General features: G+C 61.1%; 27 protein-coding genes and 1 tRNA gene. 8 read left to right on the top strand and 20 right to left on the bottom strand.

The window, feature by feature from the left end; translation table 11 throughout:
• Positions 1 to 102 precede the first annotated feature (102 nt).
• The 3 genes from K3174_RS02330 to greA all read left to right on the top strand — a co-directional run bounded on the left by K3174_RS02330 (position 103) and on the right by greA (position 4,574).
• Positions 103 to 669, top strand: a complete 567-nt coding sequence (locus tag K3174_RS02330; protein ID WP_221555280.1) for a hypothetical protein — start codon at positions 103 to 105, stop codon at positions 667 to 669.
• Complete coding sequence (carB, locus tag K3174_RS02325; protein ID WP_221555279.1) at positions 669 to 3,992, top strand: carbamoyl-phosphate synthase large subunit; 3,324 nt, start codon at positions 669 to 671, stop codon at positions 3,990 to 3,992. Before K3174_RS02330 ends, carB begins: the two co-directional genes overlap by 1 nt.
• A gap of 114 nt (positions 3,993 to 4,106) precedes the next feature.
• Positions 4,107 to 4,574, top strand: coding sequence for a transcription elongation factor GreA (greA, locus tag K3174_RS02320; protein WP_221555278.1), 468 nt, complete (start codon positions 4,107 to 4,109; stop codon positions 4,572 to 4,574).
• Here the strand turns inward: greA and K3174_RS02315 are convergent.
• From K3174_RS02315 to K3174_RS02290, 6 genes are all read right to left on the bottom strand, one after another.
• Positions 4,567 to 5,055, bottom strand: a complete 489-nt coding sequence (locus tag K3174_RS02315) for a GNAT family N-acetyltransferase (protein WP_221555277.1) — start codon at positions 5,053 to 5,055, stop codon at positions 4,567 to 4,569. The two genes, greA and K3174_RS02315, sit on opposite strands and share 8 nt — an antisense overlap.
• Positions 5,056 to 5,063: 8 nt before the next feature.
• Complete coding sequence (locus tag K3174_RS02310) at positions 5,064 to 5,294, bottom strand: DUF4170 domain-containing protein (protein WP_221555276.1); 231 nt, start codon at positions 5,292 to 5,294, stop codon at positions 5,064 to 5,066.
• A gap of 103 nt (positions 5,295 to 5,397) precedes the next feature.
• Entirely contained in the window at positions 5,398 to 5,928 is a 531-nt protein-coding gene (locus tag K3174_RS02305) for a hypothetical protein (protein ID WP_221555275.1), read from the bottom strand.
• A 39-nt stretch (positions 5,929 to 5,967) separates the two neighbouring features.
• Positions 5,968 to 6,300: a hypothetical protein gene (locus tag K3174_RS02300; RefSeq protein ID WP_221555274.1), complete on the bottom strand. Its 333-nt coding sequence runs from the start codon at positions 6,298 to 6,300 to the stop codon at positions 5,968 to 5,970.
• Complete coding sequence (locus tag K3174_RS02295; protein WP_221555273.1) at positions 6,297 to 6,731, bottom strand: phage holin family protein; 435 nt, start codon at positions 6,729 to 6,731, stop codon at positions 6,297 to 6,299. The genes K3174_RS02300 and K3174_RS02295 overlap by 4 nt, the downstream gene beginning before the upstream one ends.
• Positions 6,732 to 6,753: 22 nt before the next feature.
• On the bottom strand, positions 6,754 to 7,404 hold the full coding sequence (locus K3174_RS02290; RefSeq protein ID WP_221555272.1) for a hypothetical protein: 651 nt from the start codon (positions 7,402 to 7,404) through the stop codon (positions 6,754 to 6,756).
• A gap of 161 nt (positions 7,405 to 7,565) precedes the next feature.
• On the opposite strand from K3174_RS02290, the gene eno reads away from it, so the two are divergent.
• The 3 genes from eno to K3174_RS02275 all read left to right on the top strand — a co-directional run bounded on the left by eno (position 7,566) and on the right by K3174_RS02275 (position 11,329).
• Positions 7,566 to 8,855, top strand: a complete 1,290-nt coding sequence (eno, locus tag K3174_RS02285; protein ID WP_221555271.1) for a phosphopyruvate hydratase — start codon at positions 7,566 to 7,568, stop codon at positions 8,853 to 8,855.
• 333 nt (positions 8,856 to 9,188) lie between these two features.
• Positions 9,189 to 10,238, top strand: a complete 1,050-nt coding sequence (locus tag K3174_RS02280) for a phosphotransferase family protein (RefSeq protein ID WP_247711811.1) — start codon at positions 9,189 to 9,191, stop codon at positions 10,236 to 10,238.
• Positions 10,238 to 11,329, top strand: a complete 1,092-nt coding sequence (locus K3174_RS02275; protein WP_221555270.1) for an Rv3169 family protein — start codon at positions 10,238 to 10,240, stop codon at positions 11,327 to 11,329. The genes K3174_RS02280 and K3174_RS02275 overlap by 1 nt, the downstream gene beginning before the upstream one ends.
• A gap of 34 nt (positions 11,330 to 11,363) precedes the next feature.
• On the opposite strand, the gene K3174_RS02270 is transcribed toward K3174_RS02275, so the two are convergent.
• From K3174_RS02270 to K3174_RS02230, 9 genes are all read right to left on the bottom strand, one after another.
• Positions 11,364 to 12,158: a DMT family transporter gene (locus K3174_RS02270; RefSeq protein ID WP_221555269.1), complete on the bottom strand. Its 795-nt coding sequence runs from the start codon at positions 12,156 to 12,158 to the stop codon at positions 11,364 to 11,366.
• 4 nt (positions 12,159 to 12,162) lie between these two features.
• A complete protein-coding gene (gene ribH, locus K3174_RS02265; RefSeq protein WP_221555268.1) occupies positions 12,163 to 12,585 on the bottom strand; it encodes a 6,7-dimethyl-8-ribityllumazine synthase in 423 nt (140 codons plus the stop codon).
• A gap of 4 nt (positions 12,586 to 12,589) precedes the next feature.
• Positions 12,590 to 13,834 (bottom strand): 3,4-dihydroxy-2-butanone-4-phosphate synthase, encoded by a 1,245-nt coding sequence (gene ribB, locus K3174_RS02260; RefSeq protein WP_221555267.1) that lies wholly within the window; start codon positions 13,832 to 13,834, stop codon positions 12,590 to 12,592.
• Between the two features lie 112 nt (positions 13,835 to 13,946).
• Positions 13,947 to 14,022: transfer RNA gene (locus K3174_RS02255), tRNA-Lys, on the bottom strand.
• Between the two features lie 166 nt (positions 14,023 to 14,188).
• On the bottom strand, positions 14,189 to 15,307 hold the full coding sequence (gene rodA / locus K3174_RS02250; protein ID WP_221555266.1) for a rod shape-determining protein RodA: 1,119 nt from the start codon (positions 15,305 to 15,307) through the stop codon (positions 14,189 to 14,191).
• Positions 15,304 to 17,400: a penicillin-binding protein 2 gene (mrdA, locus tag K3174_RS02245; RefSeq protein ID WP_221555265.1), complete on the bottom strand. Its 2,097-nt coding sequence runs from the start codon at positions 17,398 to 17,400 to the stop codon at positions 15,304 to 15,306. Before mrdA ends, rodA begins: the two co-directional genes overlap by 4 nt.
• On the bottom strand, positions 17,400 to 17,951 hold the full coding sequence (mreD, locus tag K3174_RS02240) for a rod shape-determining protein MreD (RefSeq protein ID WP_221555264.1): 552 nt from the start codon (positions 17,949 to 17,951) through the stop codon (positions 17,400 to 17,402). The genes mrdA and mreD overlap by 1 nt, the downstream gene beginning before the upstream one ends.
• The gene (gene mreC / locus K3174_RS02235) at positions 17,951 to 18,841 is read right to left on the bottom strand and encodes a rod shape-determining protein MreC (RefSeq protein ID WP_221555263.1); all 891 of its coding nucleotides are present in this window, start codon (positions 18,839 to 18,841) and stop codon (positions 17,951 to 17,953) included. Before mreC ends, mreD begins: the two co-directional genes overlap by 1 nt.
• A gap of 13 nt (positions 18,842 to 18,854) precedes the next feature.
• On the bottom strand, positions 18,855 to 19,898 hold the full coding sequence (locus K3174_RS02230; RefSeq protein ID WP_221555262.1) for a rod shape-determining protein: 1,044 nt from the start codon (positions 19,896 to 19,898) through the stop codon (positions 18,855 to 18,857).
• A gap of 194 nt (positions 19,899 to 20,092) precedes the next feature.
• Here K3174_RS02230 and mutL point away from each other — a divergent pair, with 194 nt between their 5' ends.
• Together mutL and K3174_RS02220 are read left to right on the top strand one after the other, a co-directional pair.
• Positions 20,093 to 21,895, top strand: coding sequence for a DNA mismatch repair endonuclease MutL (mutL, locus tag K3174_RS02225; RefSeq protein WP_221555261.1), 1,803 nt, complete (start codon positions 20,093 to 20,095; stop codon positions 21,893 to 21,895).
• Positions 21,895 to 22,380, top strand: coding sequence for a hypothetical protein (locus K3174_RS02220; protein ID WP_221555260.1), 486 nt, complete (start codon positions 21,895 to 21,897; stop codon positions 22,378 to 22,380). The genes mutL and K3174_RS02220 overlap by 1 nt, the downstream gene beginning before the upstream one ends.
• A 1-nt stretch (position 22,381) precedes the next feature.
• On the opposite strand, the gene K3174_RS02215 is transcribed toward K3174_RS02220, so the two are convergent.
• The 5 genes from K3174_RS02215 to ychF are packed head-to-tail and all read right to left on the bottom strand — an operon-like array spanning position 22,382 to position 26,873.
• On the bottom strand, positions 22,382 to 22,840 hold the full coding sequence (locus tag K3174_RS02215) for a MaoC family dehydratase (RefSeq protein WP_221555259.1): 459 nt from the start codon (positions 22,838 to 22,840) through the stop codon (positions 22,382 to 22,384).
• Positions 22,841 to 22,856: 16 nt separating this feature from the next.
• Entirely contained in the window at positions 22,857 to 23,597 is a 741-nt protein-coding gene (locus tag K3174_RS02210; protein WP_221555258.1) for a MauE/DoxX family redox-associated membrane protein, read from the bottom strand.
• Between the two features lie 35 nt (positions 23,598 to 23,632).
• Positions 23,633 to 24,433 (bottom strand): DUF1206 domain-containing protein, encoded by an 801-nt coding sequence (locus K3174_RS02205; RefSeq protein ID WP_247711810.1) that lies wholly within the window; start codon positions 24,431 to 24,433, stop codon positions 23,633 to 23,635.
• 60 nt (positions 24,434 to 24,493) lie between these two features.
• Positions 24,494 to 25,762: an alkaline phosphatase family protein gene (locus K3174_RS02200; RefSeq protein ID WP_221555257.1), complete on the bottom strand. Its 1,269-nt coding sequence runs from the start codon at positions 25,760 to 25,762 to the stop codon at positions 24,494 to 24,496.
• A 10-nt stretch (positions 25,763 to 25,772) separates the two neighbouring features.
• The gene (gene ychF, locus K3174_RS02195; RefSeq protein ID WP_221555256.1) at positions 25,773 to 26,873 is read right to left on the bottom strand and encodes a redox-regulated ATPase YchF; all 1,101 of its coding nucleotides are present in this window, start codon (positions 26,871 to 26,873) and stop codon (positions 25,773 to 25,775) included.
• Between the last annotated feature and the right edge of the window lie 7 nt (positions 26,874 to 26,880).

Genomic DNA, 26,880 nt, shown 5'->3' with positions numbered 1-26,880 from the left:
GCTAGCCGTCGCGTGTCTGCCAAATTCTTCTTGCCGTGGTTTAGGGAGGCGGCGTTTTGCAAGGGTGTATTTGCATCCGTCCTTGCAGTGATTTCATTTCCGTTGGCCGCACAACCGGCCGCGACGGAAGGCGTCCAGCTCACCCCCGGCGTTACCTTCACCGGCGATGGCGGGCTCGATCAGCTCGAGGGCGTCGACGGCACGGTCATCGCCACCTTCTGGCGGCCGATCCAGTACGAGACCTCCGCTGGGCCGATCGCCGGGCGGATGGACTGCCGTGCTGCAGCGGGCTGGTCGCCTTTTTCCGCAGCGCTTTTCGCGCTCGGAAATGTTCACGAAGCGCAGGTGTCTCGCCTCTCTACCCGCGGCCTTACCGAGATCGAGCGCGAGGCGCAGGATGGAGACCAGGTGCGCCAGCTCGATGTCACCATGCGCGGCAATGGCCCCTTGCGCTATGAAGTGCTGACCTACATCGCGGTGCGCACGGGCGACGATATCGTCTCGATCCGCCGCAACTGCGTCTTCCCGCGCCGCAGCGGGGTGACCAAAGTCGACTATCGCCGCCTCGCGCGGATGCATACCGATTTCACCGTTGTCCTGCCGCCGCCCGCCTCGCCGCTGGCGCAGAATGCGCCCACTCTTGAAACTCTCGTGGAAATCCCCCTCTGATGCCCAAACGTACAGACATCTCCTCGATCCTCGTCATCGGCGCCGGCCCGATCATCATCGGCCAGGCCTGCGAGTTCGACTATTCGGGCACGCAGGCGATCAAGGCGCTGAAGGAGGAGGGGTACCGGGTCATCCTGGTCAACTCCAACCCCGCCACGATCATGACCGATCCGGAAATGGCCGATGCGACCTATGTCGAGCCGATTACCCCTGAGATCGTCGCCAAGATCATCGAGAAGGAACGGCCCGATGCAGTGCTGCCGACAATGGGCGGGCAGACGGCGCTGAACTGCGCGCTGGACCTCGCCAATCAGGGTGTGCTGGAGAAGTTCGGCGTCACCATGATCGGGGCCAATGCCGATGCCATCGACAAGGCCGAGAACCGCCAGCGGTTCCGCGAAGCGATGGACAAGATTGGCCTCGAAAGCGCGCGCAGCGGCGTGGCGAATACGGTGGACGAGGCGTTCAGGGTGCTCGAAACCACGGGCCTGCCCGCAATCATCCGCCCCAGCTTCACGCTGGGCGGCACGGGTGGCGGCATCGCCTATAACAAGGCGGAATTCGACAAGATCGTCCGCGAAGGTCTGGACGCATCGCCCACCACCGAAGTCCTGATCGAGGAATCGCTCCTTGGCTGGAAAGAATACGAGATGGAGGTGGTGCGCGACCGCAAGGACAATTGCATCATCATCTGTTCGATCGAGAATGTCGATCCGATGGGCGTGCATACGGGCGATTCCATTACGGTCGCCCCGGCGCTGACGCTGACCGACAAGGAATACCAGATCATGCGCACCGCCAGCATCGAGGTGCTGCGCGAAATCGGCGTGGAAACAGGCGGTTCGAACGTACAGTTCGCAGTCGATCCGAAGACCGGCCGCCTGATCGTGATCGAGATGAACCCGCGCGTTTCGCGCTCATCCGCGCTGGCGTCCAAGGCCACCGGCTTCCCTATCGCGCGCGTCGCGGCCAAGCTGGCCGTGGGCTACACGCTCGACGAGATCCAGAACGAAATCACCGGTGCGACGCCTGCCAGTTTCGAGCCGACCATCGATTATGTCGTGACCAAGATCCCGCGCTTCGCCTTCGAGAAGTTCAAGGGATCGAAGAACGAACTGTCGACCGCGATGAAATCGGTCGGCGAGGTCATGGCCATTGGCCGCTGTTTCGCGGAATCGATGCAGAAGGCGCTGCGCGGTCTGGAAACCGGGCTCGACGGGTTCAACCGCATTACCGAGTTCGAGGGCCTCAGCCGCGAAGTCGTGACCGCTTCGCTCTCCAAGCGCACTCCCGACCGTATCCTCAAGATTGCACAAGCCTTTCGTGAGAACTTCACGGTCGAGGAAATCGCAAAGATCACGGGTTTCGATCCCTGGTTTCTGCGGCAGATCGAGGCAATCATCTATGAAGAAAAGATGATCGCGCATAATGGCTTGCCCAACGAAGCCGCCGAAATGCGCCGCCTGAAGGCGATGGGCTTTTCGGACAGGCGCCTCGCCACTTTGGCTGTGCGGTCGGTCGGAGTTGCGGGCGGGCTGGGTGAAACGCAGGCCAAGCGGTCGGGCCTGCTGCACGACGCATTGCGTGCCATGGCGGGCGCGACGAGCGAGCAGGAAGTGCGCGATCTGCGCCGCAAGCTGGGCGTGTATCCGGTCTACAAGCGGATCGACAGCTGCGCCGCCGAATTCGAGGCGATCACGCCCTATATGTATTCGACTTACGAAGCTCCGAGCTTCGGCGAGCCCGAAGACGAGGCCGCTCCGAGCGATCGCAAGAAGATCGTCATCCTCGGCGGCGGCCCGAACCGGATCGGGCAGGGCATCGAGTTCGACTATTGCTGCGTCCACGCCTGTTTCGCACTGGCCGAAGCCGGGTTCGAAACGATAATGGTCAATTGCAACCCGGAAACCGTTTCGACCGACTACGATACCTCCGATCGCCTCTATTTCGAGCCGCTGACGGAGGAAGACGTGCTGGAGATCATGCGTGTCGAAATGTCGAAGGGCGAGGTGGTCGGCACCATCGTCCAGTTCGGCGGGCAGACGCCGCTGAAGCTGGCCGCCGCGCTGGAGCGGGAAGGCATCCCGATCCTCGGCACCAGCCCGGATGCGATCGATCTGGCCGAAGACCGCGAACGCTTTGCTAAACTTGTCAACAAGCTGAAGCTGATGCAGCCGATGAACGGTATCGCCAAGAGCCGTGACGAAGCCGCCGCGGTCGCCGCGCGCATCGGTTATCCGGTGCTGCTGCGCCCCAGTTACGTGTTGGGCGGACGGGCGATGGAAATCGTCGACAGCGAGGCGCAGCTCGACGATTATATCAACACCGCGGTCAACGTGTCGGGCGACAGCCCGGTGCTGGTAGACCAGTATCTGCGCGATGCGATCGAATGCGATGTAGATGTCGTCTCGGACGGGTTCGAGGTGCGCATTGCGGGCGTGATGCAGCATATCGAGGAAGCTGGCGTCCATTCGGGCGATAGCGCCTGCACCCTGCCGCCCTACAGCCTCCCGCCGGAGATCGTCACCGAGATGGAACGTCAGGCCACCGAACTGGCCAAGGCACTGCAGGTGCGCGGACTGATGAACGTGCAGTTCGCGGTGAAGGAAGGCGAGGTCTACCTGATCGAGGTCAACCCGCGCGCGAGCCGCACCGTGCCCTTCGTTGCCAAGGCCATCGGACGCCCGATCGCCAAGGTCGCCGCGCGCGTCATGGCGGGCGAGGGCCTGCACACGTTCGAGCCCTTCGATCTCAATCCGAACCATATGGCGGTGAAGGAGGCGGTATTTCCCTTCGCGCGCTTCCCGGGTGCCGACCCGGTGCTGTCGCCCGAAATGAAATCGACTGGCGAGGTCATGGGGATCGATCGCGGTTTCGCTGCCGCCTTCCTGAAATCGCAGCTGGGCGCAGGGATGAAGCCGCCGCAATCGGGTACGCTGTTCGTTTCGGTAAAGGATACCGACAAGCCGCTGATCCTGCCTGCGGTGCGGACGCTGCTCGAAAAGGGCTTTCGCGTGATCGCTACCGGCGGAACGCAGCGCTACCTTGCAGAACAGGGCCTTGCCGTGGAGCCAGTCAACAAGGTTGCCGAAGGTCGCCCGCATATCGTCGATGCGATTATCGATGGCGATGTGCAGCTGATCTTCAACACCACCGAAGGCTGGCAGTCGCTGCTCGACAGCAAATCCATCCGCGAAGCGGCGCTGGAAAAGAAGCTTCCCTACTACACCACTGCCGCCGCATCGCTGGCCGTTGCACAGGCGATAGCAGAGGTTTCACCGGATCAGCTTGAAGTGCGTTCGTTGCAAGACTATTATAGTTGACGAAGAACACGACGCTGCCCCTCCAGACATTCGAACCGATTGGGCTCCGCAATCCGGCGGACCGGCTTCGAATTGTCCCGCGGGCGAGCTGGAACAGGAAGGACAAGGGGTCCTATGGAAAAAGTGCCGATGCTGGCCGAGGGTTACGAAAAGCTCACGGCAGACCTTAAGGTTTTGCGGGCGGAACGCCCGAAGATCGTCGACGCGATCGAGGAAGCGCGTGCGCATGGCGACCTTTCCGAGAATGCCGAGTATCATGCGGCCAAGGAACGTCAGGGCCAGGTCGAGGCGATGATCGGCGAGCTGGAAGACAAGATCAGCCGCGCGCAGATCATCGATCCGACCACGCTTTCGGGCGACAAGGTGATCTTCGGGGCAACCGTCACCCTTCTCGACGAAAACGACAAGCCGGTGCGCTACCAGATCGTCGGTCAGACCGAAGCGGACGCGTCGAAGGGCCGGATCAGCTATAATTCGCCCATCGGCCGCGCCCTGATCGGCAAGCAAATCGAGGAAGAGGTCGAAGTGACCGTTCCTTCAGGCGACAAGTTCTACCTGATCGACAAGATCGAGTTCATTTAAGCAGCTTTTCCATCGGCCAGTTGTGGATCGGGACGTCCCGGCCTTCATGGGCGATGGTGAACTCCCGTTTTCCGGTTACGATGTAACCCGCTCGCTCGAATACGGGGCGGGCAAGATCGCTCGCTTCGGTGTAGAGCTTCGCTATGCCTCGCTCGCGCGCATGTGATTCCGCGCTGGCCAGCAATTGCGCGGCCAGGCCCCGGCGGGTATGGTCGGGGTGGTTGTAGAGATGGTCGAGGTGGCCGTCGCGCTCGATCAGCGCATAGGCGACCGGTTTGTCGTCGGCATCGGCTGCCACGAAGATGACATCACCCATCGCCACCCGCTCCCGGTATCGCCCGGCACCGGTATGACGCGCGGACCATGCGGCGACCTGTTCGGGCGAATAGGCGTGCGCGCCGATCTCGCTTATGGCCGCCGCGACCATGATCGCCAGGGCCTCGGCATCATTCTCGCGATATGGCCTGATCGCATAGGCCATTGCGGGAATCAGGCGCCGGGATCGAGCAGCTTGTGCAAATGAACGATCACGTACTTCATTTCGGCATCGTCGACCGTGCGCTGCGCATTCGAACGCCAAGCATCGACGGCCGTGTCGTAGCTGCTGAAAACTCCGGCGACGTGGATGCTTTCCGGATCGGCGAAGGTGACGCTGCGCGGATCGATCACGCGGCCACCCATCACCAGATAGAGCGCCTGCTTGCTCTCGGTTTCTTCCATGTGTCTGACTTTCTCGAAGGGGAGGACAATTGGCTGCGCCACATAACGAAAGCGGCGCGACAGGCAACCCCGTCGCGCCGCTATCGCACGTTCCAGCGAGCGCTTACTGTGTGAAGCGGTTACGCAAAGAGCGATAGGCACGGCTGCTCTTTCGACCAGCCTTCCGGCCTGAACTACGCAACGCGTCACCCGCGACATCAAGCTTATAGGCTGCGTCCCGACGCAAGCCGCGTGCAGCCGTCGTCGCGTTGTCGCTGAAGTCCTCTATCCGGTCGCCGGCATAGTGCGCGCCATCGACTACGCCGTCGATCATTCGTGCACCGTAAGCCAGCATCGCGTCCGCCGCGATGCCGGCAAGCACGCCACCGCGGCGACCGATGTTTCGGCCACGGCGGGTCATCGCTCCGATGGCCAGTCCGGCGACAACAACGCCACCGGCTACTGCCAGCGGATGCCGCTTGGTGAACTCAAGTGCGCCGTCAACAACATCCTTAGCTTGGTCGGCAAAGGTACGCTCCGCGTTGCGCTTCTCTCCCGCTTCGATCCGGGCGCGCAGCTGTTCGCGCTTCTGTTCGTCGCTCAGATTACTCTCGGCGCTGATGGGGGTAACATTGCTTTCAACTGCATTGGTCATGGTTTCTCTCCGGAACTTGCGCTTGGTAAAGCAACGATTTCAAGGGTCCCAACGTTCCGAGCCTTCGTCGCGGTCATCATGCTTTTCGTCCGCTTCCTGACCAAAACCGAGCATTTCCAAGATCGGGTTACGCGCGAACCATACAGCGACGGCCGCCAACAGCGCCGCCAGCGCGCCCTTATTGTCTTCGGCGACATCGATAGCTTCTTCGTAGAGGTCGGTCGCGCCTTCACGCACACGGTCGAGTGCGCGCCCCGCAAAACTCCTGTGCGCGAAATCCGACTTGAGGTGCTTTATGTCCGCATCGACCAGGGCTCGGGCGGAATCGCGCAAGTGCTTGTCTTCCAGCATCCGCGCTCGCCGGTAGCTCACTTATCGTCTCCATCGTCGAAGGCATCGCGAATATCGTCCAGCCTCCCCTTCAGCAACAAAAGCAAGATGACCCCCGCGACTACAAGGGCCACCGTAACAATTGCCGTTGCAGCCCATGGACCAACTACAGGCACGAGAGCCAGGACCAAGCCAACGGTCGCCGCAATCAAGGCGAGGTGCAGCACGCCAAATGCAGCAAGTAGGTATGCAACTACGCCTTTGGTCCGGTTTCCGATGAATCCCGCCCGGCTCTTTTGGAAGCGCAACTCGGCTTCGCCATAGGTTTTGAGATCTTCGAGTAAAGCGACGACATCGTCTGTGAGCGAGAAATGCTGGTCGTCCCGCCCGTCCGTATCGGGAGCCCCGTGTTCGTCAGGCAAATCGAGCGGGCCGGTATAATCCTCGGCCCGCTCGTTGTCATCGTCCCGCATTCATACCCCCATGCCGGTTCGGTCAGCGCGAGCTGCGGAATAGACGCGAAAGCATGAAGCCCACAACCGCGGCGATACCAAGCGCCTTGCCCGGGCTCTTGCGAACGAATTCTCGCCCGTCGTCGACCAGATCGTCGACGCTTTTCTCGTCCAACCTGGTGGCATAGCCATCGAGCGACTTCGATGCACTGCGCGCATAATCGCCATACTTCGCGCCGAGCCTCTCGTCGACCTGATAGGCATTGTCATTGACCAACTTGCTCAGCGATCGCAAACCTTCGCCAGCCTTGACCTTGCCTTCGGTAGCCAACTCGCGCCCTTTGACCTTGGCGTCCGTTCCGTATGCCTTGGCCTCGGCGACCCAGTCGTCGCTTTTGTGTTTCGCCTGTTCACGATAGGCGGTGGCGCGATCCTTGCCTTCGGCTTTCAGCGCCGCAGCACCCGCTTTTGCCTCTTCGAGCGCAGCATTGAAGCGCGATTTGGCCTCGGTACGATTGTTTGTCTCTTTGGAAGTGGGAGCTGTGCTGGTCACGGGAACGGTCTCCTTAGCTGTGCTCTTCTTAGCTACGGTCTTGCGCGGCGCTTTGGTGCCTGGCGCCTTCTTGGCTGCGGGTTTCCTGACGGCAGGGGTCTTGCGCTTCTTGGGCGTGCCATCTGCGGTGGTTTCGGGCATGGTAGTCTTCCTTCCCCTCAATTCGTATTCGTCGGGTCAAATTACCTTCGATCAAGCAACGCAACTTGCGCGGCAATGTTCCGGCGAATAGAGCGCTGTCGACTCCCCATCTGGGGGTGTTTTAGTGAATTACAACACCTTTGCCCGGAGCACTAGCAGCCATGACCGCCATTATCGACATCCACGCCCGCGAAATTCTTGATTCGAGGGGTAATCCCACTGTGGAGGTCGATATTCTACTCGACGATGGCAGCTTCGGACGTGCGGCCGTTCCGAGCGGCGCGTCCACCGGTGCGCACGAAGCCGTCGAACTGCGCGACGGGGACAATGACCGGTATCTGGGCAAGGGGGTGATCAACGCCGTCAATGCGGTGAACACCGAGATCCGCGATCTGCTGGTGGGCGCATTCGATGCCGAAGACCAGCGGGACATCGACCTTTCGATGATCGCGCTGGACGGCACCCCCAATAAGGGCCGTATAGGCGCGAACGCAATCCTCGGCACGAGCATGGCCGTGGCCAAGGCAGCCGCAAATGCTCGCGGCCTGCCACTCTACAGTTATATCGGGGGCGTATCGGCGCATGTCCTGCCGGTCCCTATGATGAACATCATCAACGGCGGCGAACATGCCGACAACCCGATCAACATCCAGGAGTTCATGGTGATGCCGGTCGGGGCGGACAGCCTTGCCGAAGCTGTGCGCTGGGGTGCGGAAGTGTTCCACACGCTGAAGAAAAAGCTGCACGAAAAAGGCTTGGCCACTGCCGTAGGAGACGAGGGTGGCTTCGCACCCGATCTTGCCAGCACGCGCGATGCACTCGATTTCATCATGGCGTCGATCGAGCAGGCCGGTTTCAAGCCAGGCGAGGACATCGCCCTCGCACTCGATTGTGCGTCGACCGAGTTCTTCAAGGATGGCAAGTACGAAATCTCGGGCGAAAACCTGTCGCTGACGGGCGCCGAAATGGCCGAGTATCTCGACAAACTGTGCCGCGATTATCCGATCCGCTCGATCGAGGACGGCATGGCCGAAGACGATTTCGAAGGCTGGAAGGCGCTGACCGATCGTATCGGCAATAGCGTACAGCTGGTCGGCGACGATCTGTTCGTAACCAATCCCCAGCGCCTTCGCGAAGGGATCGACCAGGGGCTGGCCAATTCGCTGCTGGTGAAAGTCAACCAGATCGGCACGCTGTCCGAAACGCTGGATGCGGTCAGCATCGCCAATCGCGCAGGCTATACCGCGGTGATGTCGCATCGTTCGGGCGAGACCGAGGATGCGACGATTGCAGACCTCGCGGTCGCGACCAATTGCGGCCAGATCAAGACCGGTTCACTGGCCCGTTCCGATCGTCTTGCAAAATACAACCAGCTCATCCGGATCGAGGAAGAGCTGGGCGATAGCGCGCACTATGCCGGGCGCGCCTGCTTCGGACGCATCGGGGCTTAAGGACCGCTTTCCGCCCGGGGTTCTTCGGGTGGAACCAGTATTGCCATACACCCCAGGCATTGATGAGCAGCAGAACGCCGTTCATTGCGGCGAGCGGCATCGCGTTCTGGGTCAGCCCGATATAGATCCACAAGGCGGAAACGCCACAGAACAGAACAAAGCCCCAGGCGGTTGCGCGGCGTCCCATGTCGAGGGCGATCATCGAGGCTGCAAGGACGGTCCCGATGGAGGCGATCCATTCCTGTGGTCCGTTCATGTCGGGTCGACCTCCATGATTGTCACGACGCTCGGTGCCCGCTAGCGTTCCGCCACTGCTTTTGCTGGGAGAGGGGCTTGGCACGATTTCCGGCGCATCCGGATGAAGTGACGACCGCGTGGCTCGGCGATGTGCTGGGCGCGAAAGTGTCCGGCATTCGATGGGAGCCAGTCGGTACGGGCCAAGTGGGCGATAGCGTCCGTTTCCACATATCAGGCGAAGGCTGCCCGAGGACCTTAGCGGGCAAGTTTCCTGCCGCCGATGCCACAAGTCGTGGCACGGCAGCCATGTTCGGCCTCTATCGCAAGGAGGTCGAGTTCTACCGGCATGTGGCGTCGCAACTGGCCGTGCGAGTGCCGGCGGTGTATTTCGCCGAGGTCGACGAGACCGGGGGCGAATTCATCCTGCTGTTCGAAGACATAGGGCCCGCGCGACAGGGCGACCAGATTTCCAGTTGCGGGATCGAGGATGCACGCGCCGCTATCCGGCAAGCGGCGGCGATCCATGCCCCAAGCTGGGGATGCACGGAGATCCTCGAAGCGGACTGGCTCAAACCACCAGCAGACCTGCGTGGACGGCTCGCCGACATGTATCCACAGGCTCAGGCGATTTTTGCCGAGCGCTATGCCGATACGCTCGAGCCCGAATACATGGCGATATGCGAACAACTGGCCGAAGCGAGTGCGAGATTGTTCGGACGCGAAGAGCCGCCGCAATGCCTCGTCCATGGCGATTTCCGGCTCGACAACATGCTGTTCGACATCAAGGGCGGCGTCGAGCCGATCGCGGTGCTCGACTGGCAGACCGTGGCAGTGGGCAAACCGATGGCCGATGTCGGCTATTTCATCGGCTGCGGCGTGGGTGAAGCGCTGTGGCGCGAGCACGAAGAGGAACTGCTTGCCCTGTGGCTGAGCGAAATGAACCGGCGCGGCATCGCGCTGACTCGCGAAGAGATCGACCACGACTACCGTGTCGGCATCCTCCACGGAGTCGCTACCGCCGTGTTCAGCGCAGCCTTCGTCGAGCGAACCGAGCGCGGGGACGCGAATTTTCTGTCCATGGCACGCGGCTCTTGTTCGCTGGCGCTCGCACGCGATAGTATGACTGCGTTAAAGGAGGTTCTGTGATGGCATTGAGCCGCGGCGACGACTACCCCATCCACCAGACACCCGAACCGGTGGCCTATGCCGGGACCGACCGGAATTTCTACGATCGCTATTTTTTCAACGGCTATGCACCCGATGGCACCGGGTTCTTCGCCGTTGCGCTCGGCATCTATCCGCATCTCGATGTGATCGACGCGCATTTCAACGTCGTCCGCGAAGGTGTGCAATACTGCATCCATGCAAGTGCGGAACTCGGCATGGAGCGCATGGCCATGTCGGCCGGGCCGATCTCGGTCGAGATCATCGAAGCGCTCAATGTGCTGCGCATCCGGCTCGAACCGTTCGAGGGGCTCGCGGCCGACATCACTTTCACGGGCCGCGCCTTTCCGATCGAAGAACCGCGCTTCACCCACCGGATCGGCCCTCGTGCGTTCATGGACTACACACGCATGACGCAGAATGGCCGCTACCAGGGCTGGATCGAAATCGACGGCGAGAAACAAGATCTCGCCGAGGGGACGATGGGGACGCGCGATCGCAGCTGGGGCGTGAGGCCTGTGGGCGCACGCGACATGCAGCCGATGCCGGGCGCACCCATGCCAGGCTTTTTCTGGCAATGGACCCCGGTCAACTTCGCAAGCGGTAGCCTGTTCTTCCACGTCAACAACGACAAGCTCGGCAATGCGTGGAACACGCGTGCCGCATGGGCGGCGGAAGGCGCATCCGCGACCGAGTTGGTCGAAGGTCACGGCAGCATGCGCACCCGTCTCGAAGCGGGAACGCGCTGGCCTTCGGGCGGGACGTTATCGCTCGCGCTGCGCGGTGCGCCCGAACAGGTAATGTTTGAACCGCTCGGGAGGTTTCAGATGCGGGGCCTCGGCTACACCCATCCCGAATGGGGCCATGGCATGTATCACGGGTCCCTGAAGGTCGAGCGCGAGGATATCGAACTCTCGGAGCTCGATCCGCTTGCGCCGGAAAACCTGCATGTCCAGATTCCGGTGCGCGTAGCGGCCGGCGACGGTTCCGATGGAATCGGGGTATTCGAGCAACTGATCATCGGCCCCTTCGCACCCCTCGGGCTGAAAGATTTCCTCGACGGAGCGGCCTAGCGAGCCAGCAAGAGTGTTACGACGCCTGCGAAGATCAGCGCCCCCCCCCGGCGATCTTGAGACGGCCTGCCTTTTCGCCGAGGAACAGGATCGCAATCAGCAGGGCGAAAAGGATCGAACTTTCCCGCAAGGGGGCAAGGCGCGGCAGGTCGCCCAGCGAAAAGGCCAGCATGGCCAGCCCGTAGCTCACGACACCCATGCCGCCGGCCAGCACACAACTGCGCCAGTTGCCTCGCGCATATGCGATGAAGGCGCGTCCGCGCCATGCACCGAACGCCCCTCCAATGACCGCTCCGAACACAAAGAATGCCCAGGCGATGTAGGACATCGGGGTCGGCGCGGCGCGGACGCCGCCCGCATCGAGGACTGTGTAACAGGCAACGGCGAGGCCGGTGAGGACCGAGTACCCGAACGCCGCGTGCGTCAGATTTCGTCCAATGGCGCTCAGCAAAATGCCGGTGGTCACCAGTCCCAGACCGACGGCGACGGGCAGGGTCATCGCATCGCCAAGGATCACAACCCCGCCAAGCGCTGCGAAGACCGGGGCGGTGCCGCGCATGACCGGATAGGCCGCACTCATATCGGCCACCTCGAACGCGCGGACCAATGCGAGGAAATAAATGGCGTGAACTATCAGGGAACCCGCCAGCCAGCCCCATGCGCCTTGCGGAGCCGGGAAGAAGAAGATGGCGGGCAGGACGAGTATCCCGCCGCTGAGATCGATCAGCGCACGGCTTGCGAGCTTGTCGCTGCCCGATTTGAGCACGGCATTCACCACCGCGTGGATCGCACCCGAGGCGATCATCATCAGCGCGGCGATTTCGATCATGGGATCAGGCGGTGAAGCGCTGCTGCAATTCGAGCAGGGCGATGGCTGCCTTGGCTGCCTCGCCGCCCTTGTCCTTCTGTTTCGGATCGGCGCGCACGATGGCCTGCTCTTCGTTCTCGACGGTGAGAATACCGTTGCCGATGGCCATGCCGTCCATCGTCAGCGCCATGATGCCGCGCGCACTTTCCCCGGCGACGATTTCGAAATGGTAGGTCTCGCCCCGGATCACCACGCCAATGCCGACATAGCCGTCATAGCGGTTGCTCTCGCTGGCAAGTGCGATGGCGCCTGGAATTTCCAGAGCGCCGGGTACGGTCAGCACGTCTGCCTCGTGCCCCTCGGCTTCGAGAGCGGAGCGCGCGCCGGCAATCAGCATGTCGTTGAGGTGGTCGTAGAAACGGGCTTCGACGATCAGGAAACGGGCCATGCAATCACTCCGGTATGGGCATATGGTCGACGATATTGAGGCCATAGCCTTCGATCGCCACGACATTTGGTTGCGAATTGCTGAGCAGGATCATGTCCTCAATGCCGAGATCGGCGAGGATCTGCGAGCCGATGCCTACGTTTCGCTGAGCGTCATTGTCGCTGTAGCCGCGGTTCGAGGCAGGGCGGCCGGTGATGAGCACGATGACGCCCGAACCATGCTCGCCCACCGCATGCATGGCGCGCTGAAGGGTGCGTTTGCGCGGGCCGGGCTTGCCGAGGAGATCGTCGAAGATCGAGATCGGGTGAACGCGGGCCAGTGTGGGCTGGCCTTCGACGACATGGCCTTTCTGGAGCACATAGCTTTCACTGCCGTCGACCGTATTGCGATAGGTCAGCAACCGCCAGTCGCCGCCATAATCGGAGTCGAAACTGTCTTCGCCCATCCGTTCCACAAGGTGGTCGTGACGCATGCGGTATTCGATGAGGTCGCGGATCGTGCCGATCTTCATATCGTGCTTGCGCGCGAAACCGATCAGATCGTCGAGGCGGGCCATGGTGCCATCTTCGTTCATGATCTCGCAGATCACGCCGGACGGATTGAGGCCCGCCAGGCGCGAGATGTCGACGGCCGCCTCGGTGTGCCCGGCACGGACCAGGACGCCGCCATCGCGTGCAGCAAGGGGGAATACGTGACCGGGCGTGACGATGTCGTCCGGTCCCTTTGTCGAATCGATAGCGACAGTGACCGTCCTTGCCCGGTCTGCGGCGCTTATTCCGGTCGTCACCCCTTCTTTCGCTTCGATCGAAGTGGTGAAGGCGGTTTGCATGCTTTCGCGATTGTCGCGGCTCATCGGTTCGAGGCCGAGCGCCTCGACGCGCTTGCGATCGAGCGACAGGCAGATCAGGCCGCGTCCGTGAGTCGCCATGAAATTGATCGCGCTCGGCGTGGCCATCTGCGCCGGGATGATGAGATCGCCTTCATTCTCGCGATCCTCGTCGTCCACCAGGATATACATGCGGCCGTTGCGCGCCTCGTCGATGATCTCCTCGGCGCCTACGATCACGGGTGTCTCGTCGTTGGCCTCAAGGAAGGCTTCGAGCTTGGCGAGGGTGTCCGTCGTCGGGTTCCAGTTATCCTCGCCGCAATCACGCAGCGTGTTGGCGTGGAGACCTGCCGCGCGAGCCAGCCCGGCACGGGTCATAAGACCCTGCGAAACCAATGTGCGAACTTTATCCATGGTGTTCATGACAGCCCGGATATCACATCAAAATGTGTTTACCAATACTTCATCACATCGCATGTGATGAACAGGCACATCGGCCTTCGAGCGTTCGAAACTTGCGACTGTCTGGAATGAATGGTGGACGCACTAGGGCTCGAACCTAGGACCCGCTGATTAAGAGTCAGCTGCTCTACCAACTGAGCTATGCGTCCACTCTGCGGCTTGCCGCTGCCTCGTGGAAAGAGGCGTTCCCGACTCGGGAGGCGCCCATATAGCGGGCTTTCCTTCGATGAAAAGCCCTTAATGCCAGATATGAAGGGGGATGGACGGTTTTCCCGGTTGCGAGCAGCATTTCACTGCGGCTGCGTCCCCGCCAGCCTAACGTATGAGGCCTGCGCGGGGGGCCTTGCGGTTCCAGCGATGGACCATCATCAGCGACCCGATGCAGATCATGTTGGTCAGCATCGAACTGCCGCCATGGCTCATGAAGGGCAACGGGATACCGACCACTGGCGCAAGGCCCATCACCATCATCAGGTTGATCGCGACGTAGAAGAACACCGTCGCGGTCATTCCCAGAGCGATCAGTTTGCCGAACCGGTCGGCACTCCCGCGGGCGACCGAAAGGCCCCAAGCGAAAATGATCGCGAACGCACCAATTACCACAAGTCCGCCGACGAAACCCCATTCTTCGGCCATTGTGGCAAAGATGAAATCGGTATGGGGTTCGGGCAGGTAATGGAGATGGCTCTGCGAACCTTCGTTAAAGCCTTTGCCGGAGAACCCGCCCGATCCAATGGCAATCTTGGATTGGGTGATGTGATAGCCATCGCCAAGCGGGTCGCTTTCCGGATCCAGAAAGGTGAAGACGCGCTTCTGCTGATAGGGTTGCAGGCCGAAGAAGAATGCGACTGGCGCAAGCACAGCTCCAGTCAGCGCAGCACCCAGAAACCAACGCATGGGCAGTCCCGCAGCAAACATGACGACCGCGCCGCCGAACAGGATCGCCAGCGAGGTGCCCAGGTCAGGCTGGAGAAGAACGAGTGCGACTGGCGTCAATATCAGACCTGCGGCGGGGACAAGCGCCCGCCAGGTCGGGATCATCCCGATCGGCAGAGTGGAATAGAACCGTGCCAGAACCAGCACGATCGCCGGCTTCATCAGTTCGGACGGCTGCAACTGCATGAAGCCCAGATCGAGCCAGCGTTGGCTTCCGCCGCCAACGAACCCGATCGCCTCGACGGCAACCAGCATGACCAGTACGATCGCATATATCGGGAAAGCCAGAAACATAGCCAGTTCGCGCGTGAACCGGGCCAGCACGAACGCCATCACGAGGAACACTGCAAAGCGAACGATGTGCGACGACGCATAGGGTGTCCAGCTCCCCGCAGCAGCCGAAAACAGGACCAGCGCACCAAACCCGATCAACACGATCAGCGGGAACAGCATTTGCCAGGGTTGCCGCGCTATCGGCGCGGGGACGATCCCGCTCATTCCGTGTTTCCGTCGGCGCCCGCGCGTGCGACGGTCGCTGCGGAAGAGCGCGAAATCTCCTCGGGCGTGCGATCATCCACGCGCGACGGTGTCGATTGTTCGGCGATCTTTTCCGGCTGGCGGGCAGCCAAGCGCGCTTCAGCCTCTACCTGGTCGAAGATGTCTTCGTCGCGCGTGGGGGCGGGAGGGACAGTTTCGCCCTGGGCGGCGGCGTATGCGCGGTACTTGCTGGAAAGTCGCTGCTGTGCCGTGCCGCCCCATTGTTCCTCCAGCGGACGAAGCGCTTCCATACCTTTCACGGGGTCAAACGCAAAGGTCATGACATCCCGAGCGATCGGGTATGCCGCGCCCGATCCCCCGCCATGCTCGATGACGACCGCACCGGCATATTTCGGTTTGTCGAACGGTGCGAAGAATACGAACAATCCATGGTCCCGGTATTTCCACGGGCCGGTCTTGCCGTTGGATACGCTGAGCGAAACCACTTGCGCGGTACCGGTCTTGCCGGCCATCTTTATGTCGTCGAATGGCAGGCGCGCCCGTCCTGCCGTACCCGGACCATTCACTACGTCGCTCATCGCCTGCCGAACGTAGCCGATTTCTTCCGGGCTGAAGTCGAAATGCTCGAAACGCGGTTTCTCGCCCGTTAGATGAAGGCGCGGCATGACCTTGTAGCCGGTTGCCATCCGTGCGCTCATGACGGCCAGTTGCAGAGGGCTGGTAAGATAATAGCCCTGGCCGATCGACGAGTTCACCGTGTCGTAGGGCTGCCATTCGCTTTCATGGCGCCGTTGCTTCCATTCGGGAGATGGCACGGTCCCGAAGAACTGGCTTACTACCGGTAGGGGAAATTCCTCGCCAAGGCCCATCTTGTGCGCCCACTCGGCGACTTTGGCGAAGCCGATCTGCTGGGCAAAATGATAAAAGTAGCTGTCGCAGCTCTGGTAAATCGCCTTGGCCATGTCGACCCGGCCATGGTTGCTCCAGCAATTGAAGAACCGGTTGCCTATGCGTCGCCCCCCGCCGCACATGATCGCTTCGTCGGGTTTGATGCCCGCATCCAGGAATGCCATGCAATGCATCGGTTTGACGGTCGATCCGGGGGGGTAGAGACCCTTGAGCACCTTGTTGCGCAAGGGCACCCGTTCGTCGTCGCGCAGCATTGCATACTCGACCCGGCCGATACCTTGCGAAAAACTGTTGGGATCGAAACTGGGCATCGATGCCATGCACAACAGATCGCCGGTGTCACAATCCATCACGACAACCGATCCGCTTTCCAGACCGATCCGCCGCGCCGCATAATCCTGCAGCGGTCCATCGATCGTCAGGCGCACAGGATCGCCCTGGACGTCCTCCCGAGTTTCAAGGTCGCGCACAATGCGGCCCGCAGCGGTCACTTCGACGCGGCGTGCTCCCGGGACGCCGCGCAGTTCCTGCTCGAACTGCATTTCCAGCGCATCCTTGCCGATCTTGTAGCCGGGAGTGACGAGCAATGGATTGCGGTCCTGTTCTGCATATTCCTCTGCATTGGCCGTTCCAACGTAGCCGATCAGGTGGCCGACGCTCGGACCCGTGGGATAAAAACGCGAAAATCCACGTTGCGGAACAACGCCGGGCAGGTCCGGCAGCCGCACACTGACCGCGGCGAATTCGTCGTAAGTGATTCCCGACGCTATCTCGACCGGCTGGTAGCCGGGACCGTCGTCTATGTGTTTGCGGATATCCGCCGCATGGTTTTCGTCAAGGCTGAGGATTTTTGTGAGCGCGGCGATCGTCGCCTCGGTGTCGGGTGTTCGATCGGGTATTATGTCGACGCGAAAATCGGCCCGGTTCGAGGCAAGCGGCGCGCCGTTGCGGTCGAGGATCCAGCCCCGGCGCGGTGGGATCAGCGAAAGGTTGACGCGATTGCTTTCCGACTCCAGTTCGTATTTCTCGTTCTCCGCGATGGCGATGTAACCCATGCGCGCGGCGAGCAATACGCCGAGACCGCCCATGGCGGTGCCGATCACGAATGTCCTCCGGTCGAAGGCGTTGTCGAGTGTCGACTGCGTCACGACCTCGCGCGGTTTCGCGCGTTTGCTCAGCCGCATCACAGCGCCTTCCACCGCGTAAGGCGAAACCGGTCGAGCATGGCTACCAGTCTGGCGAAGATGGGAAAGATGAGCACGGTCAGCACGAGTTGAGGGATCAGGGCGATGAGCGAATGAATTGTCGGTTGAGCACCCGACAGCAGCCAGCCTGCGAACAGGTACCCGAAGATCAATATACAGGCGGTGAACCAGTCTTGCCAGAAGGTACGCCAGGGAAGACGGGTTTCGATCAGCTCGACGGCGATCATGACCAGCGACCAGGTGACGATGGCGAAGCCGAAGGGCTGACCATTGAACAGGTCGTCGACCAGACCGAGCGGCATTCCTGCCCACACCGGCATCAGGCCGGGGCGAACAAGTCGCCAGGCGAGGAGCATAAGCAATCCCAGGGGTGGAACGATCGGCAATGCGGAAGCGATCGGAAAGATCGGCAGGATCGAGCCGACAACGATGCTCGCCCATGGCACGACGTTCGCCAGCGACACGGAATGCGAACGGTTGATCCGGCTGCCATAGGCATCGCTGCGCGAACGTGGATCGTTACGTTCCATCAGTCGGTCAGTTCACGCTCGATCGGCGTTTCCGCGCCGAGCACCGCTTCCGGCTCGTAGATCGGCTCGACGCTGACATAACCGGTTGCTGCGGGATCGCTGATGATACGGGCCACACCGCCGTCATCCGTCGTCTCGGTCAGGATCGCCACGGCAATGCCGGGCGGATAATATCCGCCGGCACCGCTGGTCACGAAGACGTCGCCCGGCTTCAAGGGATTGATGCCTAGATTGATAAGCCTGATCCGTATCAGGCCGTCACCGCGACCTTCGGCAAAGGCGACGACCTCGTCTTTCGACCGGCGCACCGGCAGGATACTTTCGGTATCGGTCAGCAGGAGGACGCGCGAGCTGCCGCTGCTGACTTCCAGTATGCGCCCGATCACCCCCCGGGGCGAGCGCACGGGCATGCCGATTTCGACGCCATCGTTGGACCCCGCGCCCAGATAGGCGAAGCGCCGGGTACTCGATGCGGAGGAGCCAACCAGCCGCGCTACGGCCACAGGCTCCGTCTCGGCGTCTTTAAGATTGAGCAAACCCTTGAGCTGGACGTTTTCCTGCTTCACTGCATCGGCTTCGGCAAGGCGAATACGGGCGATTTCCATTTCACGCTTGAGCGCGGCATTCTTGGAGCCGGCGCGATAGTATCCGCTGATCGTGTCCCAGAAGCCCTTGCTGCCAGTGCGGACGGTGGAGGCGGTCTGCGTTGCCGGAGAAATGCCGTCCTGCGCCGCGCCGCGAAGTCCGCCGAACAATTGTGGCTGGAAGAACGACAGGGCGAGCAGGATTGCGCCGATCAGCGCGCCGACGCCCGCGATCACGTAACCGGTAAAGAGATTGTACTGCGCCCTGCGAGAATACCCCGAGCGCCGTGAACTTGTCGGCGCCATCCCCTTTGCCTTCCTAAGCCGTCATCAGGACACCGCGATAAATCGGGTCCTCCATCGCGCGGCCCGTGCCCACCGCCACACACGATAGCGGATCTTCCGCAATGGTGACCGGCAGCCCGGTTTCCTCGCGCAGGTAATCGTCGAGCCCACCGATCAGCGCGCCGCCGCCGGTCAGAACGATGCCCTGGTCGACAATGTCGGCAGCCAGCTCGGGCGCAGTATTCTCCAAAGCGATACGCACACCTTCGACGATGGCCCCGATCGGTTCGTTGAGCGCCTCCGCCAAGTGGCCCTGGTTGATCGTGATTTCCTTGGGCACGCCGTTCACAAGGTCGCGGCCCTTGATCGTAATGCTTTCACCAACACCGTCTTCCGGTGGGCGCGCTACCGCATAGTCTTTCTTGATCCGTTCCGCAGTCGCATCGCCGATCAACAGGTTGTGGTGCCTGCGAACATAAGAGACGATAGCTTCATCCATCTTGTCGCCGCCGGTACGGACCGATGTCGTGTAAGCAAGACCGCGGAGGGAGAGTACGGCGACTTCAGTTGTGCCACCGCCGATATCGACGACCATGCTGCCGACCGGTTCGGTAACCGGCATGTCGGCGCCGATCGCCGCAGCCATCGGTTCGAGAATCAGATAGACCTGCGAAGCACCCGCATTCGATGCGGCATCGCGAATGGCGCGGCGCTCGACAGAGGTCGAGCCCGATGGAACGCAGATGGTGATTTCCGGATAGCGCATCAGGCTCTTGCGGCCGTTCACCTTGCGGATGAAGTGTTTGATCATCTCTTCGGCCACATCGAGATCCGCGATGACACCGTCGCGCAGCGGGCGGATCGCTTCGATGCTGTCGGGCGTCTTGCCCATCATCATCTTTGCATCGTCACCCACGGCCTTGACGCGCTTCATGCCGTTGATCGTTTCGAGCGCTACCACGCTCGGCTCATTCAGGACGATGCCCTGATCTTGAACATAGACGAGCGTGTTGGCGGTCCCCAGGTCGATCGCCATGTTCTGCACGCCGAATTTGAAGATGTTGTTCCAGAAGCCCATTTTAACTCGATTTTCCGTGTTGTCGCGTAATCCGGCGAGTGGATGCGGCCCGCTCGCACCTCTCCAGGGGGAAATGGTGGCGGTGCCTTAGCGATATTAAGGCAGGAATGCCAAAATTTTCCTGCTATCTTACGGGGGATAGCGAAACGCACCGTCTCGGATTCACGGCGCTTCGCCGTTAGAAAAGTTCGTCAATGCCACAAATCCGCCGCCTACCTGAGAATTTGGTCAACCGCATCGCCGCCGGCGAGGTGGTCGAACGTCCATCTTCGGCGCTCAAAGAACTGGTGGAAAATGCCATCGACGCCGGTTCTACACGGATTGCCGTGAAGCTGGTCGATGGCGGGTTGACCAGCCTCGAAGTGACCGATGACGGATGCGGAATGACGCCGGATGAGATGGCGCTCGCGCTGGAACGGCATGCGACTTCCAAGCTGCCCGGCGAAGCGATCGAGCTGGTTGCGACGCTGGGGTTTCGCGGCGAAGCATTGCCGAGCATTGCCAGCGTCGCGAGGTTTACGCTTGAGAGCCGTCCGCATGATGCCGAACAGGGCTGGAAGCGCATGATCGATCACGGGGAAATGCTCGTTGACGGTCCTGCCGCTCTGCCGCCTGGAACCCGTGTGCGCGTGGAGAACCTGTTCGGAAAGATCCCCGCGCGCCGCAAATTCCTGCGGACGTCGCGCAGCGAATATGCCGCGTGCAAGGACGTCGTTCAGCGGCTTGCGATGGCCCGACCCGACGTGGCCATCACGCTCGACCACGGGGATCGGCGCATATTCGGGCTCCAGGGCGGCGAGGGTCTGGCCAACCGTGTAGCGCAACTGGTCGCGCGCGAGCTGAAGGACAACGGCGTCGCCATCGATCTGGAACGGGGCGCAATGAAGTTGACGGGTATTGCCGGCCTGCCGACCTACAATCGCGGCATTGCCGATCACCAGTATCTTTTCGTCAATGGGCGTCCGGTCAAGGATCGTCTGCTAACCGGCGCAGTGCGGGGTGCCTACGCCGACATGCTCGCTCGCGACCGGCACGCAGTGCTCGCCTTGTTTCTTGAACTTCCCTGCGAAGATGTCGACGTGAACGTTCACCCAGCAAAATCGGAGGTTCGCTTTCGGGATGCGCAGGGCGTGCGCGGCTTTATCGTTTCCGGTTTGCGGCAGGCGCTGGCGACCGGCGATAAGCGAAGCGCGCAGACGCCGGATGCGGGGGCTATGGGACGTTGGCAGCGGGAGCCGGTGGGCGAAGAGCCATCGCCCGTACTCCGTTCGATTTTCAACGGACGCGACTGGTCCGCACCGCAACAGCGTGTGGCCGAGGCCAATGCCGCGTGGCGCGGGGTCGAAGCCGATGTGATGGCCCAGCCGCGGGGTCGGGCGGAGGAAGCCGCACCAATCGCGGAAGACGCCGAGAACTTTCCGCTGGGCATTGCCCGTGGCCAGGTCGCCAATACCTATATCGTAGCGGAGGCGAAAGACGGGCTGGTTCTCGTCGACCAGCATGCGGCGCACGAGAGATTGGTGCTGGAACGGCTTCGTGCAGTCGGGGCAGAGGAAGCTGCGGCGCGTAGCCAGGCACTGCTGATTCCGGAAGTTGTCGAACTCGACGAAACGAGTTGCGACCGGCTTGAGGAAGCGGCATCGAAACTGGCCGAACACGGCCTTGCGATAGAGCGGTTCGGCCCTTCCGCGATGCTTGTCCGGAGCATGCCGCATGCCATTGCAAGGACCGATCCGGAGAAACTGCTGCGCGACATCGACGACGATCTCGCGCTGAATGGCGAGGCGCTGCTGCTCGGGGAGAAACTCGATCTCGTGCTCGCCACCATGGCGTGCCACGGTTCGGTTCGGGCAGGGCGCGTATTGCGTGTCGACGAAATGAATTCGCTGCTGCGCGAAATGGAGCGTACACCGCGGTCCGGGCAATGCAATCACGGCCGCCCGACATGGGTCAAGCTATCGATGGAAGACGTCGAGAAACTTTTCGGGAGGCATTGATGCGCGCGATTATCCTGCTGCTCGCCATGGTGCTCGCCGCCTGCTCGAGCGAACCGACGGAAGAGGAACGCGCCGCTGCGGTCGCCGAAGTCGAGGCGAACCAGGCCCCGCCGCCCGAGCAACTCGAACTGGCCGCCATCCGTTATCTGGAGATCGAGAAATACGAGCTTTACGGCGCCGGGTGCAGTTTTGCGCCTGACGGGGGCGGACTATCTGCGGTTGCGCTGGCCATGGCCGACAAGGGATACTTCCTGCGTGGCGACGATATGATCACTCTTGCAGCGGATATGGGCAGTGCGGAGCTGCCCTATCTCGCGCGCCGCAAATATGATGGCAAAGCCTATTCGATGACGCTCGATATCGAAGAAGGCGCGGGCGAACGGGTGGGCGACGAAGTCAGCGATTATCCCGCTACATTGACCATCCACGATGACAACGACCAGATCGTCTATCGCAAGTCCGGCATTGCGCAGTGTGGAGCGTAATCTACTCCGAAATTTCCGGATTGCGCGTGCGGATCAGGCCGTTCGAAACCATTTCCATGACCGGTTCATCATGCTGGTTGAATACCGTGAGACGACTTTTGAAGATTCCCATCTCCGGTCGCGATGCACTTCTTCGTTTTTCGATGATCTCACTCTCGCAGCGTAAGGTATCGCCCGGGTAGACAGGCTTCTGCCAACGCAGCTGATCTACGCCTGGCGAACCGAGGCCGGCCTGGCGATTGGCTGTCAGGTTTTCGACCAGCATCGACATCGTCATGGCGCAGGTATGCCAACCGCTTGCGGAAATCCGCCCGAAATGGGTCTGCGCCGCCGCCTCGTCGTCCAGATGGAACGGTTGCGGATCGTATTTCGAGGCGAATGCGATCACCTCTTCCCGCGTGACATCGTAATGCCCGAAGGCCTGCTTGTGACCGACCTCTATGTCTTCGTAAAACTGCATTGCAAATTGCAATGGATTATAAAGTCGGACGAAGCAACATCCAAATCGCCATGCCGATCATCGCGAGATTTTCACTCAGGGAAACGAAGCCCAGCGGCACGTTCGCACTGCCGCCGACACAGGCACACTTGATGCTGCGCTTCTGAATGTACACCACGTAGAATACACTTGCCGCGCCGATAGACCCAATGACGAAGGCGATCGGGATGGACAGCCAAGGCAGCAGTCGTCCCGCCATCAATATTGCGGCGGTCGCCTCTAGAAATGGATAGGCATAAGCATAGGGCACCCATCGCTGACCAAGCAGATCATAACCGACAAACATGGTCGAGAATTGCTCGACATCTTGCAGTTTGAGCATCGCCAGCATCGCCATGGAAAAAGCCACGAACCATTCCGCGGTGCGAATGGTGAAGGGGGCATCGAATACGAACTGGCTCAGCGCCACCGCCAGCGCAGCGCCCACCGCGAAAACCGCTATGACCGGTCGATAGCTGGGTTCGCTTTCGCTGTTCTTGTCATATCCGAAACGCTTCCGCAGATCTGTGTAGCCACCGATCCGTTCGTTCTCGATGAAAGTCTGCGGCGTGGTCGCCACCCCGTGCTCTGCCTTGAAGGCATCGGTTTCTTTCCGTGTCGTGAGATGATTGTCTTCGACCGCATAGCCCTCTCGCTCGAGCAACCATTTCGATTTGACGCCGTAGGGACAGACATGCTTGTCCATCACCATGCGATAGAGTTTTGCCGTCTTCGCCACGGCTCTCAGATATACCCCCTTGGGTATATTTCAAGTTACGCGCGAAACTTCGGTGCCCGCCCTTCGATGCCCATATCCGGGATGATGCGGTAGCGCGCCAACACGACGCTGAACAAGCCGAAGGCAAGTATGCCGACTGCCACAAGCGTAAAAACGATGCCCTGACCAGCCAGCGCCGCCACAGCGTCGCCCAGTGTCTTGATCTGTTCGGCTCCGCCGGACATGAAGCCCGCTTTGAACAGCGACCACCCAATTACCAGAAAAACGACCGCGCGTGCGACGTAACCGATACTTCCGACAAGCCGGGTCTGCGCGGGCGCAGCATGACTGATGCGGTTCATGAAACTTCCGGTCAGGCCCTTCTTGGCCTGGAATGCGGCAGTCACGAAAAACGCAATGCCGAGAATGCCAAGGGCTGCACCTCCGAAATCCATCGAAAGAATACCCGAGGCCGCCTCCCTGGCACCGTCTCCACTATCACCACCAGCGGTCGCGAACTTATAGGCCGAATAGGCCAGGGCAAGGTGGCCGACAGCGCTGCCTCCATGTCCGATGCGATGAGCCCAACCGGTGCCGTCGCTGCCCTGGTTCTCGATATCGAAGAATGTGGAAGCGAAGCGGAAAAATGCATAGGCGAGCAATCCGACGACCATCAGCCACAAAATGGCCGTACCGAGAGGAAATTCTTCGATCGCATCGAAGATTCCGTTGGTGCCCTGGCTGATCTGCGCGGCGCTGGTCAGAGCGATAAGGCCGAGCACGGAGTATAAAATAGCCCGGCTAAAGTAGCCGACGCGTACCAGCGTGCTGAACTTGTTCGACTTGTCGACCACCATCGGCTCCCGGTTGTTCTTTGGATGGCAACGGGAAGGGCGCTGGCTCGTTCCGGCAAACTCCTAGTCTTCCCCAACAAGCGCTTGGGAAACATCCGCCAATTTGCCGTCTGCACGCGACACCTGTGGCAGCCCTACAAGATGGCGCAGAAGGGGGGCAATGGTCGTGTTCTGGAAGCTTTCCAGCGTAACTCCATCGCGGAATGCCGGGCCGTTGGCAATGAACAACGACGCCATTTCCGGGGCAAAGGGGTCGTAGCCGTGATTGCCCCCGCTCCAGGCTGCATCCGGAGCGGTGGCCGATATCGTCCAGCCGGTGTCCGGAAGGCAGAAATAGGGCGGAATGCGCCGGTGCGTGCCATATTGATAGCGCGCGGGAATCTCGTCCTTCCGCCAACATTCCATATGCGCGTGATCGCGCAGCAGATCTTTCTCGAGTGCCTCGGTGTTGCCGTCTGTCGGCTCGAACGTGGCATAGGCTCCGCCTTCGACGAGGCGGTACAGCGACGGATCTACAATATCGGCTAGGACGACCATTTTGTCCGATCCTGTCGCAGCCATGCCGTGATCGGAAACGATCACGAGATTGGCAGGCTGTCCCAGCTTTGCGAGCCCTGCAACGAGATCGGCGATGTGCGTGTCGATATCGCGCAGTGCCTGGTCGACTTCCGCGCTCTCAGGCCCGCCATCGTGGCCGGCACTGTCGACCGTGTCGAAATAGAGCGTCACGAAAGCTGGGCGGATGTCGGCGGGACGGCGCAGCCAGTCCAGCACGGAATTCACGCGCTGCGTGTTCGAAACCTGCATGCTGAAGGCCTGCCAATCGCTTGCCATCTCGCCGTCGGTTACGGGGCCATAACGCACCGCCGTACCACCCCACGGCACCGCCGAGCCGGGCCAGAACATTGCTGCGCTACGGATCCCCGCTTCTTCCGCTTCCACCCAGATCGGCTTGGCCTCGTTCCACCAATAGGGATCGACCGTCGCCATCGTGAATGGCTCGTCAGGCCGGGCCTCATCCTCCATCCGATTTGCGATAATGCCATGGTGATCCGGCACCAGTCCCGTCACCAAGGTCCAGTGGTTTGGAAAGGTCTTTGTCGGGAACGAAGGTCGCATCGGAGCACTGGCGCCCTCCGCAGCTAGTCGGGAGAGCGTGGGCGTGAGGCCCCGCGCCAGATAGTCCGACGCGAACCCGTCGATCGAAACGAGGATCGTCACCGGATCGCGTTGCTCCGCAGGCGCATTTGCAACCGGCGCATCGGCATAGGTCGCACAGCCCCCGACTAGGCTAGCGAGGCCGAGGGCAAGGGCGGCTGCGATCCGGTTCATGTGATTGTCCTCAGACGTTAAACTTGAACAGCATGACGTCGCCATCCTGCACGAGATATTCCTTGCCCTCCTGGCGCAGCTTGCCCGCTTCGCGCGCGCCGCTTTCCCCGTCCAGGGCGACGTAGTCATCGTAGGCAATTGTTTCAGCGCGAATAAAGCCACGCTCGAAATCGGTATGAATTTCACCCGCGGCCTGTGGCGCCTTGGCTCCGGCGGGGAAGGTCCAGGCGCGCGATTCCTTCGGCCCCGCCGTAAAGAAGGTTTGCAGACCAAGCAGCTTGTATCCGGCCTTGATTACGCGACTGAGTCCGGATTCCTCGAGACCGAGTTCGGTCAGATATTCGGCGCGGTCTTCTATCGGCATGCCGACGAGTTCACTCTCGATAGCAGCCGAAACCACGACGGCTTCCGCGCCTTCGGCGGCAGCCTTGGCGAAAACCTGATCGGACAGCGCATTGCCGTTCGCCGCATCTTCTTCCGCCACGTTGCAGACATACAGTACGGGCTTTGCCGTCAACAACTGTGCTTGGCGAAAGATACGTGCTTCTTCCTCGTCCTTGGGTTCGGTGAGGCGCGCAGGCTTGCCGTCTTTCAACAGTTCCAGCGCCTGCCCCAGCACGCTGGCCATCAGCTTCGCTTCCTTGTCACCGCCGGTCGCTCGCTTGGCGGCAGCGGGAACCCGCTTCTCCAGGCTTTCGAGGTCGGCAAGCAGCAGTTCGGTTTCGACCACTTCTGCATCGGCCAACGGATCGACCTTGTTGGCGACGTGCTGGATATCGTCATCCTCGAAACAGCGCAGCACGTGGACGATCGCATCCACCTCGCGAATATTGCCGAGGAACTGGTTGCCCAGGCCTTCGCCTTTGCTTGCACCCTTCACCAGGCCGGCAATGTCGACGAAGGCCAGTTGCGTCGGGATGACCTTCGCGGACTTGGCGATCCCGGCGATCTTGTCGAGCCGCTCGTCCGGCACGGCCACCTGGCCGACATTCGGCTCAATCGTGCAGAACGGATAATTCGCGGCCTGCGCGGCCTGCGTTTCGGTCAATGCGTTGAACAGGGTGGACTTGCCGACATTCGGCAGGCCGACGATCCCGCAGCGGAAACCCATCAGAAAC

The sequence above is a fragment of the Qipengyuania qiaonensis genome (genome assembly GCF_019711515.1).
GTDB classification, from domain to species: Bacteria; Pseudomonadota; Alphaproteobacteria; order Sphingomonadales; family Sphingomonadaceae; genus Qipengyuania; species Qipengyuania qiaonensis.
This window is presented reverse-complemented; position numbering and strand designations above follow the sequence as displayed.